The 13,882-nt window shown below is 74.1% G+C and carries 13 protein-coding genes and 1 tRNA gene; 7 read left to right on the top strand and 7 right to left on the bottom strand.

The window, feature by feature from the left end; genetic code table 11:
• The first annotated feature begins 128 nt into the window (after nt 1–128).
• Nucleotides 129–626: a MarR family winged helix-turn-helix transcriptional regulator gene (locus N3K63_RS09055; protein WP_261579819.1), complete on the top strand. Its 498-nt coding sequence runs from the start codon at nt 129–131 to the stop codon at nt 624–626.
• Between the two features lie 100 nt (nt 627–726).
• Here N3K63_RS09055 and N3K63_RS09050 read toward each other — a convergent pair.
• Nucleotides 727–800, bottom strand: a tRNA-Met gene (locus N3K63_RS09050).
• A gap of 71 nt (nt 801–871) precedes the next feature.
• Here N3K63_RS09050 and N3K63_RS09045 point away from each other — a divergent pair.
• Together N3K63_RS09045 and N3K63_RS09040 are read left to right on the top strand one after the other, a co-directional pair.
• On the top strand, nt 872–1,399 hold the full coding sequence (locus N3K63_RS09045; protein WP_261579818.1) for a DUF6328 family protein: 528 nt from the start codon (nt 872–874) through the stop codon (nt 1,397–1,399).
• Nucleotides 1,396–2,217: a carbon-nitrogen hydrolase family protein gene (locus tag N3K63_RS09040; RefSeq protein WP_261579817.1), complete on the top strand. Its 822-nt coding sequence runs from the start codon at nt 1,396–1,398 to the stop codon at nt 2,215–2,217. The genes N3K63_RS09045 and N3K63_RS09040 overlap by 4 nt, the downstream gene beginning before the upstream one ends.
• A 57-nt stretch (nt 2,218–2,274) precedes the next feature.
• Here N3K63_RS09040 and N3K63_RS09035 read toward each other — a convergent pair whose 3' ends face one another.
• Nucleotides 2,275–3,483 carry an aminotransferase class I/II-fold pyridoxal phosphate-dependent enzyme gene (locus N3K63_RS09035; protein ID WP_261579816.1) on the bottom strand — a complete coding sequence of 403 codons (1,209 nt, stop codon included), beginning with the start codon at nt 3,481–3,483 and terminating at the stop codon, nt 2,275–2,277.
• Between the two features lie 97 nt (nt 3,484–3,580).
• Here N3K63_RS09035 and N3K63_RS09030 point away from each other — a divergent pair, with 97 nt between their 5' ends.
• The 3 genes from N3K63_RS09030 to N3K63_RS09020 all read left to right on the top strand — a co-directional run bounded on the left by N3K63_RS09030 (nt 3,581) and on the right by N3K63_RS09020 (nt 7,928).
• Nucleotides 3,581–5,119, top strand: a complete 1,539-nt coding sequence (locus tag N3K63_RS09030; RefSeq protein WP_261579815.1) for a S1C family serine protease — start codon at nt 3,581–3,583, stop codon at nt 5,117–5,119.
• Nucleotides 5,120–5,187: 68 nt separating this feature from the next.
• Nucleotides 5,188–6,429: a CDP-glycerol glycerophosphotransferase family protein gene (locus N3K63_RS09025; RefSeq protein WP_261579814.1), complete on the top strand. Its 1,242-nt coding sequence runs from the start codon at nt 5,188–5,190 to the stop codon at nt 6,427–6,429.
• On the top strand, nt 6,426–7,928 hold the full coding sequence (locus tag N3K63_RS09020; RefSeq protein WP_261579813.1) for a CDP-glycerol glycerophosphotransferase family protein: 1,503 nt from the start codon (nt 6,426–6,428) through the stop codon (nt 7,926–7,928). The genes N3K63_RS09025 and N3K63_RS09020 overlap by 4 nt, the downstream gene beginning before the upstream one ends.
• Nucleotides 7,929–8,003: 75 nt before the next feature.
• Here N3K63_RS09020 and N3K63_RS09015 read toward each other — a convergent pair whose 3' ends face one another.
• On the bottom strand, nt 8,004–9,095 hold the full coding sequence (locus N3K63_RS09015) for a glycosyltransferase family 2 protein (protein ID WP_261579812.1): 1,092 nt from the start codon (nt 9,093–9,095) through the stop codon (nt 8,004–8,006).
• A 54-nt stretch (nt 9,096–9,149) separates the two neighbouring features.
• On the opposite strand from N3K63_RS09015, the gene N3K63_RS09010 reads away from it, so the two are divergent.
• On the top strand, nt 9,150–10,421 hold the full coding sequence (locus tag N3K63_RS09010; RefSeq protein ID WP_261579811.1) for a CDP-glycerol glycerophosphotransferase family protein: 1,272 nt from the start codon (nt 9,150–9,152) through the stop codon (nt 10,419–10,421).
• Nucleotides 10,422–10,432: 11 nt separating this feature from the next.
• Here the strand turns inward: N3K63_RS09010 and N3K63_RS09005 are convergent, their stop codons facing one another.
• The 4 genes from N3K63_RS09005 to N3K63_RS08990 all read right to left on the bottom strand — a co-directional run bounded on the left by N3K63_RS09005 (nt 10,433) and on the right by N3K63_RS08990 (nt 13,848).
• Nucleotides 10,433–11,719 carry a maltokinase N-terminal cap-like domain-containing protein gene (locus N3K63_RS09005; protein ID WP_261579810.1) on the bottom strand — a complete coding sequence of 429 codons (1,287 nt, stop codon included), beginning with the start codon at nt 11,717–11,719 and terminating at the stop codon, nt 10,433–10,435.
• Nucleotides 11,720–11,775: 56 nt separating this feature from the next.
• Nucleotides 11,776–12,063 carry a hypothetical protein gene (locus N3K63_RS09000; RefSeq protein ID WP_261579809.1) on the bottom strand — a complete coding sequence of 96 codons (288 nt, stop codon included), beginning with the start codon at nt 12,061–12,063 and terminating at the stop codon, nt 11,776–11,778.
• Between the two features lie 75 nt (nt 12,064–12,138).
• Nucleotides 12,139–13,074, bottom strand: a complete 936-nt coding sequence (locus tag N3K63_RS08995) for a hypothetical protein (RefSeq protein WP_261579808.1) — start codon at nt 13,072–13,074, stop codon at nt 12,139–12,141.
• A gap of 81 nt (nt 13,075–13,155) precedes the next feature.
• A complete protein-coding gene (locus N3K63_RS08990; protein ID WP_261579807.1) occupies nt 13,156–13,848 on the bottom strand; it encodes a phosphocholine cytidylyltransferase family protein in 693 nt (230 codons plus the stop codon).
• Nucleotides 13,849–13,882: the final 34 nt, after the last annotated feature.

The following is a 13,882-nucleotide window of genomic DNA, read 5'->3' as shown; positions in this document are numbered from 1 at the left end:
CTCCTGTGGGACGTGGGCGGGCCACCGGGACCAGCCGTGACGTGATCCGTCGCGACCGTCTTCCGGTGATTGCTAGTTAAACTAGCGAAGTTCAGCCATACTACAAGAGCGCCGGAGGAGGTGTCCAGGTGAGTGAACGGCGAGGGCCGCAGACCGATCGGGAGCGGGTCGTGTTCGCCGCCATGGAGGCGGTGCGCTCGTTCACCGACGCCATGGACCGGATGCACGGCGGGCTGCGCGGCGACATGGACATGAACGCGACCGACCTCGCGGCGTTGCGGATGCTGATCGTGCGGGAGGGGCGCGGCGAGCCGGTCACCCCGCACCGCCTGGCCGAGCATCTGGCGATCACGACCGCCTCCACGACGAAGCTGCTCGACCGGTTGACCGAGAGCGGATACGTGGAGCGGCTGCCGCACCCCACCGACCGCCGGGCCCGCGTGGTGGCCATCACCGCGGCGGCGCGCGCCGACTTCTTCCGCCACATGGCCGAGCGGATGCGGCGGATGCGGGAGGCGATGACGCCCTACTCCGACGACGAGCTGCGCGCGGTGGTGCGCTTCCTGGAAGACATGGAGGTCGCCCTGGCCGGTCGCGAGTGGGGGCGGGACGAGGCCGCCGGCTGAGCCGCGGCATCCGCGCTGCGCGGGCCGTGGACCGGTGCGTTCGGCGTCCCGTGGGGGGAAAGCGAAGAAGGCGCCCCTTCCGGGACGCCTTCTCCATTTGTTGCGGGGACAGGATTTGAACCTGCGACCTCTGGGTTATGAGCCCAGCGAGCTACCGAGCTGCTCCACCCCGCGGCACAAGAAGTTAGCCTAGCACGGATTTCGGGCGCTTGCGACACGGGGTGCCCGCGGGCGAGGATGAGGGCATGTCCGACGACGTCGCAGCGCAGCATCCGACGGCCGATGCTATCGCCGACGGCCGCGACGAGACCCAGGACGAACGGGCCGATCGCAACTGGAACGAGATCCTGCAAGAGCTGCGCGTGCTGCAGACCGGCACCCAGATCCTGACCGGGTTCCTGCTGGCCCTGGCCTTCCAGTCGGGGTTCGGCGACCTCGACGCCGCGCAGCGCACCTTCTACCTGGTGCTGATCGTGCTGGCCGCCCTCAGCGCGATCATCGCCCTCGCCCCCGTCGCCCTGCACCGCGCCCTGTTCCGTCACCGCGCCAAGCGCGCCGTCGTCGCCTACGGGCACGCGGCGCTGGTCACCGCGCTCGTCACGGTCGCGGCCCTGCTGGTGGGGGTCGTCGCGTTCGTCTTCGACGTCGTCGTGAGCCCGGATGCCGCCACCACCGCCGCCGTCGTGCTGGGCGGTGTGCTGCTGGTGCTGTGGGTGGTCATCCCGCTGGTGCTGCGCGTGCGCCGCCGACAGGCGCCGGGGGCCGGCCGATGACGGCGCCGCTGGGGATCGCGGTGGCGCAGTTCGCGCCGACCGCCGATCGCACGGCCAACCTGCAGGCGATCGCCGGACTCGTGGCCACGGCCGCCGAACGCGGCGCGCGGGTGGTGCTGCTGCCGGAGTACTCGAGCTTCTTCGTCGACCCCTTCGACGCGTCGCTGGCGGCGCACGCCGAGCCGGTGGACGGACCGTTCACCGCGGCGCTGCGGGAGCTCGCGGCCGCGCACGACCTCGTCGTCGTCGCGGGTCTGCTCGAGCGCGCGGGGGAGGCGGCGCCCGGGGGGCACGCGCGGGTGCGCAACACGGTGGTCGCCGTGGGGCCGGACGGCGTGCGCGCGGTCTACCGCAAGCTGCACCTGTACGACGCGTTCGGGCAGCGCGAGTCGGACTGGGTCGAGCCCGGCGCCCTCGTCGCACCCGAGACGTTCGAGGTCGACGGCGTTCGCTTCGCGCTCATGACCTGCTACGACCTGCGTTTCCCCGAAGTGGCGCGCACGCTCGCCGACACCGGCGCGCACGTGGTGCTGGTCGCGGCGGAGTGGGTGCGCGGCCCGTTGAAGGAGCACCACTGGCGCACGCTGCTGCACGCCCGCGCCATCGAGAACACGCTCTTCGTCGCCGCGGCCGACCACCCGCCGCCCCTGGGGGTGGGCACGTCGATGATCGTCGACCCGCAGGGTGTCGAGATCGCCGCCGTGGGCACCGCCACCGACACAGCCGTCGCGTTCGTCGACGCCGACGCGGTCGCGCGGGTGCGCCGGGTGAACCCGGCTCTGGCGCTGCGCCGGTTCCGGGTCGTGCCGCGCGAATAGCCCGACGCGCAGCGCGGGCCGCGGGGCGGATGCCGCGGGGCGTGCACCCGCCCGTGGTCAGGCGCCGAGGCCGGCCAGCCGGTTGGAGGCCTCGGCGATGACGTCGAGGCGCTTGCACGCGGCGAAGCGCACGAGCGTCGCATAGTCGGCCCGCTGGGCGGGCGTCACGAACGCGGTGAGCGGGATCGCGACGACGCCGGTGCGGCCCGGCAGCGCGCGGCAGAAGTCCGCGGCATCCTCACCCGTGCGCAGCAGCGGCGCGGCATCGGCGACGGTGAAGTACGAGCCGCGCGGCACCGACACCTCGAAGCCCGCAGCGGTGAGCCCTGCCCCCAGCACGTCCCGCTTCTCGCGCAGGCGCGCGGCGATGCCGGTGAAGACGTCGTCGGGCAGGCGCAGCCCGACGGCGATGGCGGGTTGGAACGGGGCGCCGTTGACGTAGGTGAGCCACTGCTTGACCGCCAGCACCGCGTCCACCAGCGGCGCCGGTGCGCTCAGCCACCCGATCTTCCAGCCGGTGGTGGCGAAGGTCTTGCCGCCCGACGAGATGGTCAGGGTGCGCTCGGCGGCGCCGGGCAGCGTGGCGATGGGCACGTGCGCGCCGTCGAAGACGAGGTGCTCGTAGACCTCGTCGGTGACGATGAGCGCGTCGTGGTGGTGCGCGAGGCGCACGATCTCGGACCGGACCTCCGCCGACAGCACGGTGCCGGTGGGGTTGTGGGGGTCGTTGACCAGGATCACGCGGGTGCGATCGCCCACCGCGCGGCGCAGCTCGTCGATGTCGGGCTGGAAGTCGGGGCGGCGCAGCGGCACGGTGACCAGGCGCGCACCGGCGAGGGCCACCAGCGCCGCATAGGCGTCGTAGAACGGCTCGAACACGACGACCTCGTCGTCGGGGTCGCCCAGCAGCGCCAGGAGCGCGGCGGCGAGGGCCTCGGTCGCCCCGGCGGTGATGAGCACCTCGCGCTCGGGGTCGAGGCGCAGCCCGTAGAAGCGCTCCTGATGCTCGGCGACGGCCGTGAGCAGGTCGGCGGTGCCGCGGCCGGGCGGGTACTGGTTGCCACCGTGCGCGATCGCGGCCCGTGCCGCCTCGAGCACCTCGGCCGGACCGTCCTCATCGGGGAAGCCCTGACCGAGGTTGATGGCGCCGGTGCGCGCGGCCAGGGCGCTCATCTCGGCGAAGATCGTCGGCGCCGGCACCCCGTCTGCGGAGAGGAGTCCGGCACCCCGCGCGGCACGCTGCCACGCCCCCGGGATCACGCTCATCGCGCTCAGGCTACACGCATAGGCTGGTCGCGGGTTCGCCATAAGAAACGCACAGAATCGCTGGGCATCCTGAAGGGGCCTGAGAGAAGGAGCAATCATGAGCGACACCGACAACACCCCCCAGGGCGAGGTCCCCACCGGCGGATCCGACGCCCCCGAGACGTCGGCGCGCCCCGAGAACTCCGCCGCCACGTCGAGCGCGCAGTGGCCTGCGCCCGCCGCCGCCGACCAGGTCGGCCAGGCCGCCCCCACCGCCGGCATCCCGCCGCGTCCGCCGCTGCCCGCCGCCGCCCCGACGGTGCGCGATGACGCGCCGTACACGGCGCCCGCCGCCCCGGCGTACCACACGCAGCCCACGCAGCCCTACGCCCACACCAACGCGTTCGGCACCGCGCCGCTGCCCGCCACAGCCCCCGCCACCGACGAGCCGTCGGGCAAGGTCGGAGCCGGCCGGGTCGTGGCCATCCTCGTCGCCGCCGCCCTCGTCGGGGGAGCGGCCGGACTGGGCGGCGCCGCCGCGGGCGCGTCGCTGTTCCCCAGCGCCTCCTCGGTGGTCACCGCCGGGCCCACCACCGTCACGGTCAACGACACCGGCAAGGTCAACGCCACCACCGCCATCGCGGCGAAGGTCACCCCGAGCGTCGTCACGATCAGCGCCTCGTCGGGCTCGTCGGGCGGCACCGGATCGGGCGTCGTGCTGAGCGAAGACGGCTACGTGGTCACCAACACGCACGTCGTCACGCTCGACGGCGCCACCGGCGACGCGGCGCTGTCGGTCACCACCTCCGACGGCAAGGTCTACGCGGCCGAGATCGTCGGCACCGACCCCACCTACGACCTGGCCGTCATCAAGCTCACCGACGCGTCGGGGCTGACCCCGATCGAGTTCGGCGACTCGTCGAAGCTCAACGTGGGCGACCAGACCGTCGCCGTGGGTGCGCCCCTCGGCCTGTCGAACACCGTCACCACCGGCATCGTCAGCGCGCTCAACCGCTCCATCCAGATCGCCTCCTCCGCCGCCCCCGAAGAGGGCGACACCGGCGGCGACGACGAGCAGAACGGTCAGGGCCAGTCGCCCTTCCAGTTCGACTTCGGGCAGGGCCAGCAGCAGCAGTCGGGCTCGCAGGGCAGCATCTCGATCGCCGTCATCCAGACCGACGCCGCCATCAACCCGGGCAACTCCGGCGGCGCGCTCGTCGACGGCGAGGGCAAGCTCATCGGCATCAACGTCGCCATCGCCACCGCCGGCGGCTCCAGCTCGAGCGCCTCGGGCTCCATCGGCGTCGGCTTCTCGATCCCCTCGGTGGTCGTCCAGCGCGTCACCGACGAGATCCGCGAGAACGGTGAGGCCACCCACGGCCTGCTGGGCGCGATGGTGCAGAACGCCGCGAGCCAGGAGGATGCCACCAACTCCGGCGCCTACATCGCCGAGGTCACCAGTGGCGGCGCCGCCGCCGACGGCGGCCTCAAGGCCGGCGACGTGGTGACCGAGTTCAACGGCTTCCCGATCACCGACGCCACCGACCTCACCGCCCAGGTGCGCGCCCTCGCCGCCGGCAGCGACGCGAAGGTCGTCTACATCCGTGACGGCAAGACCGCCTCGACCGATGTGACCCTCGGCACGCTCACCCAGTGAGCCCCGCGCGCCGGCAGCCCCGGCGCCGCTGATCAGAGAAGGACGCCACCCCGCGATAGGCTCGCGGGGTGGCGTCCTTCTCGTTCGGCGCGGGCAACGTCGCCAAGCTCGCGCGGATCCCGCTGTACCTGGCGGGGCGCCTGGCCACCCTTCTCGTGCCGCGCTCGCGCGGACGCTGGGTCTTCGGCTGCGCGGTCGGCATCGCCGACGGGGCGCTGGCGCTGTGGGAATGCGCCGTCGACACGCACGGCGAGAACGCGCGCTGGCTCACCGCCGACGCCGCGCAGGATGCCGCCGCCCGGGCCCGCGGCATCCCGACGGTGCGCAAAGACTCGCTGCGCGGATTCTGGGAGACGGCCCGCGCCGGGGTGGTCGTCGTCACGCACGGCTTCGGCGACGCCAACCGGTACGCCACGACGGGCGCGTTCGTCGTGCAGCTGTGGCACGGCATCCCGCTCAAGCGCATCGGCCTCGACGCCCCCGTCACCACCCGCAGTCCGATCCTGCCGGCGGTCACCGAGCCGCTGCTGCGCGCGCTCTACCGGCGCACGCAGCGTCGCATCTCGCTGCTGCCGGCCGCCTCGCACCTCGTGCGGGGTCGCCTCGAGTCGGCGTTCGCCCTGCCCGACGGGCGCGTGCCCGTCACGGGCGAGCCCCGCGTCGACGTGCTCGCCCGCGGCGACGTGGCCGGGCGCCGACGCACGGCGCGGGAGCAGCTGGGTGCGCTGACCGGCCCGCTCGCCGACGACACCCGCGCGATCCTCTACGCACCGACGTGGCGCGACGGCGCCGCCGACCCCGCCGTGCCCACTGCCGCCGACTGGGCGCTGCTCGACGAGATGCTCGCGCAGACCGGGGCCGTGCTCTACATCCGCTCGCACCCGCTGGGCGCCGGTGACTACCGCACCGACTCGCCGCGCGTGCGCGCCCTGGGGAGCGCGGTCACCCCCGACGTCACCCCGTTGCTGCCCGCGTTCGACGTGCTCGTCACCGACTACTCGTCGCTCGTGTTCGACGCGTCGCTCGTGCCCGTCCCCGCGGTGCTGCTGGCCCCCGATGGGGCCGCCTACGCGCTCGAGCGCGGGTTCTACGGCACGCTGGCCGACGTGGCCGCCGCGCCGGCGACCGACTGGACCGGCGCCGTCGCGCAGCTGCGCGCCGTGCTCACCGACGATGCGGAGCGCGCCCGGCGCACCGCCCACGCGCAGCAGCTCGACGCGCGGGTGCACGCCTATCGCGACGGCGGCGCCACCGAGCGGGTCTACCGCGCTATCACCGCGCGCCGCCACCCCGAGAGAGCAGGACGATGACCGCGCGCTTCACGGCAGACGACGGCGCCGACGCGCTGGTGATCGACGGGCCCGCCCCCGGCGACCCGGCCGCGTCCGGGGTGCCCGTGCGCGCCGAGCTGATCGGCGCCCGTGCGCGCGTGGCGGGCGAGGTCACCGTCGAGGCGGGCGCGTGGCGGGTGCGGCTGCCGCTGCGTGCGGCGCGCTTCGGCGCGCCGGCGCTGCCGCTCCCTACCGGCACCTACCGGCTGCGTCTGGCGGATGCCGCGGGCACGGCCGTGCCGGTGGCGCACTCGCTGCCCGACCACCTGCTCACCGGATTGCGGGCGAGCCTGACCGACGGGGTGGTGTCGGTGGCGCCGCCGGTGGCCGCCGACACGCTGGCCGCCCCCGGTCAGGCCGCGCTGGAGGCCGCCTACGTGTCGCAGCGCACGGTGCCGGCCACCGAGAACGCGGTGTTCTTCGAGAGCTTCTACGGGCGCACGGTCGGCTGCAACCCGCTGGCGATCGACCGCGAGCTCGCCCGGGTCGCCCCCGGTGTCGTGCGGTACTGGAGCGTCGTCGACCTGTCTGTGCCGGTGCCCAGCGGCGCCGTGCCGGTGGTGGAGGGCTCGCCCGAGTGGTGGCAGGCGCGGGCGGCGGCCCGGCTGCTGGTGGTCAACGACTGGCTGCGGCGCCGATTCGTGCGCCGACCGGGGCAGCGCGTGCTGCAGACCTGGCACGGCACGCCGCTCAAGCGCCTCGCGCTGCATCGCCCCGGCTTCGATCCGCGCCGCGCTGTGGCCGTGGCGCGCGAGTCGCGCCGGTGGGATGTGCTGCTGGCGCAGAGCCCCTACGCCGCGGGGGTGCTGCGCCGCGCCTACGCCTTCCTCGGCCGGCCGATCTGGGTCGAGGGCTATCCCCGCAACGACGTGCTCACCGCGGTGGGCGCGGGTGGTGCCGACGGCGACCGCGGCGCCGCGGTGCGCGCAGCCCTCGGCATCCGCCCCGACGAGCGCGTGCTGCTCTACGCCCCCACGTGGCGCGACGACCGCGAGCAGATGGTCGACTTCCTCGACCTCGACCGGCTCGCCGAGCGGGCGGGGGCCGTCGTGCTCGTGCGCGGCCACTCGCGCACCCTCGCGCCCGGAGCCGACGCCGAGGGGCCCCGTGTGCTCGACGTGACCGCGTTCCCCGACATCGCGGGGCTGCTGCGCGCCGCCGACGCGCTCATCACCGACTACTCGTCGGTGATGTTCGACTTCACCGTCACCGGGAAGCCGGTCTACTTCTTCGTGCCCGACCTCGACCACTACCGCGGCCGGCTGCGCGGGTTCTACTTCGACCTGGCCGCCCGCGCCCCGGGACCGGTCGTCGACACGCAGGACGCGCTGGAAGCGGCCCTGGCCGACCCCGACGTGCCCGCCCGGTTCAGCGCCCGCTACGCGCAGTGGCGGGCCCGCTTCAACGCACGCGACGACGGCCGCGCCGCCGAGCGCGTAGTGGCCCGTCTGCTCGACCAGGGCTTCGTCAGCCGCTGACCCCCGGATCTCCCGGCACCGCGGATGCCGGGAGGAGCGCCGCCCGCCGGGACGGCCGACACCTGACCGCCCGGGTCAGGGCAGCGGAGTGTTGCGGGCCAGCCGCGACGTGTCGACGGTGCCGTGGGCACCGCGCAGCAGCCCGCCGATGAAGCCGACCCCCCAGGGGAGGTGCATCGAGGGGATGACGGCGGCCGTCCACAGTCGGTCGCGCCAGCCGCGGCCGCCGGCGGGCCCCGCGGCGATGACCACGAGCAGTGCCAGGTAGGCGGCGATGGGCACGTAGGCCAGGCTGCCGATCAGCGCCGCGACCCCCGACAGCACGCCGGTCAGCTGCAGCACGGCGACCACCACGGCGAGCGCGACGGCCAGCACGAGCAGCGGCGGTGCGAAGAAGCGCAGCGAGTTGCGGCGGCCGAACCGTCGCACCAGTTCGCCGCGCCACGTGCCGGTGGCATGGAACTGGCGCACGAGGCGGGCCCAGCTCTCGCGCGGCCAGTAGGTCACGGCCAGCGCCGGGTCGAACCACACCCGGTAGCCGGCGGCGCGGATGCGCAGGTTCAGCTCCCAGTCCTCGCCTCGGCGGATGGTCTCGTCGAACCCGCCGACCTCGTCCAGCACGCTCCGGCGCATGACGCCGAGATAGGCCGACTCCGCCGGGCCCTCGTCGCGGGAGCCGTGGTAGGCGCCGCCGCCGAGGCCGATGGGGGAGTTGTAGGCGCGGGCGACCGCCCGCTGGAAGGGGGTGCGGCCCTCGGCGCGCATCACGCCGCCGATGTTCGCGGCCCGCACGCGCGCCAGGGTCGCCAGGGCCCGCGCCGTGTACCCGGCGTCGAGCTCGGAGTGCGCGTCCACGCGCACGACGGTGGGGTGCGCCCCCGCGCGGATCGCGCGGTTGAGCCCGACGGGGATGTCGGCGGCCGGGTTGTCGACCAGGCGCACGCGCTCGTCTGCGGCGGCGAGCTCGTGCGCGATCTCGGTGGTGCCGTCGGTGGACGGCCCGAGGGCGAGGATCACCTCGCGCGGACCGTCGAACTGCTGGGCGAGCACCGCGGCGACGGCGCGGGCGAGGTAGGCCCGCTCGTTGAGCACCGGCATCACGAAGGTCACCCCGGATCCGGGCGCCGGAACGGGGGCGTCCCGGGTCGGGGGCGGGGTGTCGTGCATCCTTCGATCCTCCCACGACGGGGGCCGCGGACGTGCGCTGGGTAGGCTGGAGGGATGGGAATCGTCCGTGACGCACGCAAGGCGGGGGCGCTGCTGCGCAAGGCGATCGTCGGTCGCGCGGCCGTGCAGGAGGTGCGTCGCCGCCTCGGCCAGCGCCCCCCGCATCCGTCGCACCACTTCCGGGTCGCCGTGTACTTCGCCGACGGTGCGGTGAACATGTACCAGATGCGCCAGTGGTACCGCCCGCTGGCCGAGCTCGCCCGCATCCAGCCGGTCGTGGTGCTCAGCCGCAACGCCACCGGCGCGCGGGCGCTGCTCGACGACGGTGCTCTTCCGGTGGCCTTCGTGCCGACGGTGCGCGACCTGGAGCGCTACATCGCCACCCAGGACATCCGCATCGTGCTGTACGTCAACCAGAACACCCGCAACTTCCAGATGTTCCGCTACGGGCGGCGCTGGCACGTGTTCATCAACCACGGCGAGTCCGACAAGATGTACATGACCACCAACCAGTTCAAGGCCTACGACTACGCGCTGGTCGCCGGTGACGCCGCCCGGGAGCGACTGTCGCGGGTGCTGTGGGACTACGACCTCGACGCGCGCACCATCGCCATCGGCCGCCCGCAGGCCGACCACTACTCCGGCGTGCTGCCCTACACGCCCGACGGGCGCACCGTGGTGCTGTACGCGCCGACGTGGGAGGGCGACCGCCCCTCGGCGCACTACGGCTCGATCCGCAGTCACGGCGAGGCCCTCGCGGCGGCCGTGCTGGCCTCGCCCGAGCACCGGCTCGTCTACCGGCCGCACCCGCGCTCGGGCGTCGTCGACCACGAGTACGGCGCCGCCAACCGGCGCATCATCGACGCGATCCGCGCCGCCAACGCGGCCGACCCCACCGCGCAGCACGTGTTCGACGACACACCTGACCTGGGCTGGCAGCTGGCGGCATCCGACGTGGCGATCGTCGACATCTCGGCGATGGTCTACGACCGTCTCGCCGCCGACAAGCCGCTCATGGTGACCCGCCCGGTCGATCCGGCCGCCATCGTCGACACGCACGGGTACCTCTCGGATGCCGAGTGGCTGACCGCGCAGGACGCGCCCGACATCCTCGCCGCCGCCCAGCGCGTGCTCTCCGACGGCGAGGCGGTCAGCCGTCTGTCGGGCTGGGTGCGGCACTACTTCGGCGACACCGCGCCCGGCGCCGCCACGGCGCGGTTCCATGCGGCGATCGACCGCCTGATGTCGGAGTGGGAGCAGTGGCACACCCGCACCGGTGACGAGGACGACGACGAGTCCGACGAGGCCGACCTCGGCGACGACTGAGCCGGGCCCGGTCAGTCGCGGGCGATGATGCGCTCGACGGCGGCCAGGGGGATGCCCAGCCAGTCGGGGCGGTTGCGCGCCTCGTAGATCGCCTCGTAGACGGCCTTGTCGAGCTCGAACGCGTCCAGCAGCGGACCGGTGGCCGGCATGCCGGTGCGGTCTTCGTAGCCGCCGAGGAACGCGCGGCGCGCGGTGGCCGCCCACTCGGCGACGTGGGGGATCTCCGGCAGCGCCCCCGCGATGTAGTCGAAGGAGCGCAGCATCCCGGCCACGTCGCGGGCGACGGCATCCGGCGCCCGGCGCTCGTCGATGGGGCGCATCGGCTCGCCCTCGAAGTCGAGCACGACCCATCCGCGTCCGGGCACCTGCAGCACCTGCCCGAGGTGGTAGTCGCCGTGGATGCGCTGCAGCGCCGGCCATCGGATGCCGTCGGCCCGCGCGTACACCGCGGCGATCGCCTCGCGGTGCGCGGCCAGCGCCGGCACCTCGGCGATGGCGATCCCCAGGCGGCGCGCCCACGCGGCGCGCACCCCGCCGCGCTCCTGTTCGCCCGCGGGCACCACCGGGAGCAGGCGGGCGAGGTCGAGGTGCACCTCGGCGGTCGCCGCCCCCAGTGCGTGCGCGGGCGCCGAGAACGACTCGCCGGCGGCCGCGGCGACGAGGGCCACCCGCCAGGCGTCTTCGACGTCGGGGAAGAACTCCTGGGCGAACGCGGCGACACCGGTCGCGGTGCGGTGCGCGTCGCCCGGATCCGTCCAGGTCGTCTCGAGGTGTCCCACGGCACGGGGGACGTGGGGTGAGCCGGCCTCGGCGAGGGCCGACTGCAGCTCGACCTCGGGGTTCGGGCCCGGCTGCAGGCGTCGGAAGACCTTGACGATGACGGGCGTGCCGGCCGCCGGGGCGTAGATGACCGAGGTGTTCGACTGCTCCCCGGCCAGCACCGTCGCCGGTGCGGCCGTGCCCGGTGCGGCGGTGCCCGGCGCGATGGCATCCAGCAGTGCGGCCGCGTAGGCGGGGTCGTGCGGCCCGTCGATCAGCACGGTGCCGTCGGGCAGCGTGCCGACGATGTGCTCGGGCTCGGCCGTGACGGCGGTGGGGCGGGCGACGACGGGCACCTGGTAGGTCACCGCCGGATCGACGGCGTCATCGACCACCACGTGCACGCGCACCCGGGCGTGCGGATCGGGGGAGGCGAGCTCGTGCACCGCGAGGGTGCGCAGCCGGGGCACGGTCGCTTTCGCGGAGTACCAGCGCTGCTGCGGCATCCACGCCTCGAGGCACGCCGCAGTGCTGTCCATCCTCCGAGCGTAGGACGTCGACGGGGTGTGGGGCTACGCGCGCGCCGGGTGGCGGGTCAGTCGCCGTCCTCGACGGCCGACAGTTCCGCCGCGCCGGCCTGCGACGCGATGACCTCGACGCCCGTGGTGCGGGCGGTGCCGGGCGCATCGGGGTCGGGGATGACGTCGTCGAGCGTCTCTTCCCGCACCTCGAGCGGCACCGACACCGAGGTGCCGGCGGCGAACAGGCCGAGGTCGTCGACGGCCGGGGGGAGCACCTCGGCGTCGGCGCGCGGCTCCCACGGCTCGGACGGCAGGCCGGCCCACTCGTTCTGGTCTTCGGGGCGCTGCTGGAAGATTCCCATGCTGTCATTGTGCCCCGCGCGCCTGCGTGCGGGGTGGGGGGCGCGGCGATCGCGGGTGCGGCGCTGCCGCCCGTGTCACCGATCGGCGTCGGGGCGGGCGGCGTCGGGCGGGTCGACCGGCGCCGGGGGTGCGGCGGGATCGACGGCGCGGCGCGGGCGCACGACGCGCACCACCCGGCGTCCGGTGCCGGCGAGGGAGCCGCCGGTGCGGCGCACCGCGCGCACGGCGCCGTGCTCCAGGCGCACCGCCCCGGGCTTGGGCTCCAGTTCGCCCGGGTAGCCGACCGGCGGCACCCCGAACGCGCGTCGTGCACCGACGACCACGCGCCGACCGAGCACGTTGTTGCCGGCCCCGCCGATGGCCGCGCCGATGCCGAACGGCAGCGCCTTGCCGATGACCGAGGCGCCGCCCGCCGCGGCGAAGCGCCGCAGGAACACCGTCTTCAGGCGGTCGACGAGCGGACCCACCGCGGCGCGGGGGAGCGACTTGGTCACCAGGTCGCCCCAGTAGGCCGTGCGGGCGCCGCCGGTGCCGGCCGCCTGGCGCGCGAGCTGCGAGACGAGGTCGACGCCCTCTTTGCCGAGCATGAGGGTCAGCACGAGCGCGCGGGCACGGTCGGGGTCGTCGACCCGGATGCCGTGCAGTTCGGCGAGCGACTGCGAGAACAGCGCGGTCGCCTCGAGGAAGGCCACCGTCTCCACGCCGCTGAGGGCGAGGGTGACCCCGGTGCCGATGCCGGGCACCACCGCGGTGGCTCCCACGGCGGCGCCACCCGTGGTCACGGCCGCGAGGTAGCGGCGCTCGAGCATCCGCACGATGTGCGCCGTCGAGGCATCCGGGTGGCGCAGCCGGATGCTGCGCAGGTGCGCGATGACGGCGGGGCGCTGCACCGCGAGCACGCGGTCGAGCGCGCGGATGCCGAACGGATGCTCGCTGGGGCCCTCCGGAGGCAGCCCGCCCGTCCAGGGCGCGTCTTCGGGAAGGGAGTGGATGCGGTGGACCTTGGCCATGTCACCGCGATCCTAACCACGCCACCCTGGGAGTGGCCCCGGGGACAGTCCCCAGGAACAGACCCCGGGGTGGCGAAGGGGTCAGACGAAGAGGTTGGCGCGCTCGAGGTCTTCGGCGAAGTCGACCTCGACGGCGTAGAGGTCGGAGATGTCGAGCGGCTGCAGGCGCACACCGTTCTCGACGATCGCGAGCTCGAGGCCGCGCTCGAAGTAGTCCTGGTCGTCGACCCGGCCGAGCTGCGAGATGAAGGCCTTCTTGTCGGCGCTGGAGATGTAGTTGATGCCCACGGCCTCGCCGATGCCGCCGCGCACGGTCTTGGAGAGTTCCTTGATGAAGCCCTCGGCGTCGACGGTGTACTTGACCTCTTCGTCGCTGACCTTGGCGGTGTTGACCGTGACGAACGACTGGTCGTTCTCGATCAGGTGGGTCGCGCGGCCGAGCACGCGCGGGTCGAAGACGACGTCGCCGTTCATCCAGAGCACGCCGCCCTTGCCGGTGGCGGTGAGGGCGCGCAGCAGGCTCTTGGAGGTGTTGGTCTGGTCGTAACGGTCGTTGTAGACGTAGTCGACGCGCGGGAAGGCCTCGACGATCGCCTCGGCGCGGTAGCCGACGACCGTGGTGATGCGGGCGCGCTTGCCGAATGCGGCACGGATGTTGTCGTGCTGCTGCTGCATGATCGAGCGTCCGTCGTTGAGCTCGGTGAGGGGCTTGGGCAGGCTGCGCCCCAGCCGCGAGCCCATGCCGGCGGCGAGGATGACGGTCTGAAGAGTCAAGGGGTGCTCCTGGAGATGGTTGTTCACTGTCGGT

It is taken from the genome of Microbacterium festucae (genome assembly GCF_025421715.1).
GTDB classification, from domain to species: domain Bacteria; phylum Actinomycetota; class Actinomycetes; order Actinomycetales; family Microbacteriaceae; genus Microbacterium; species Microbacterium festucae.
Note: the sequence above shows the minus strand (reverse complement) of the source record. Positions and strands in the feature narration are given on the sequence as shown.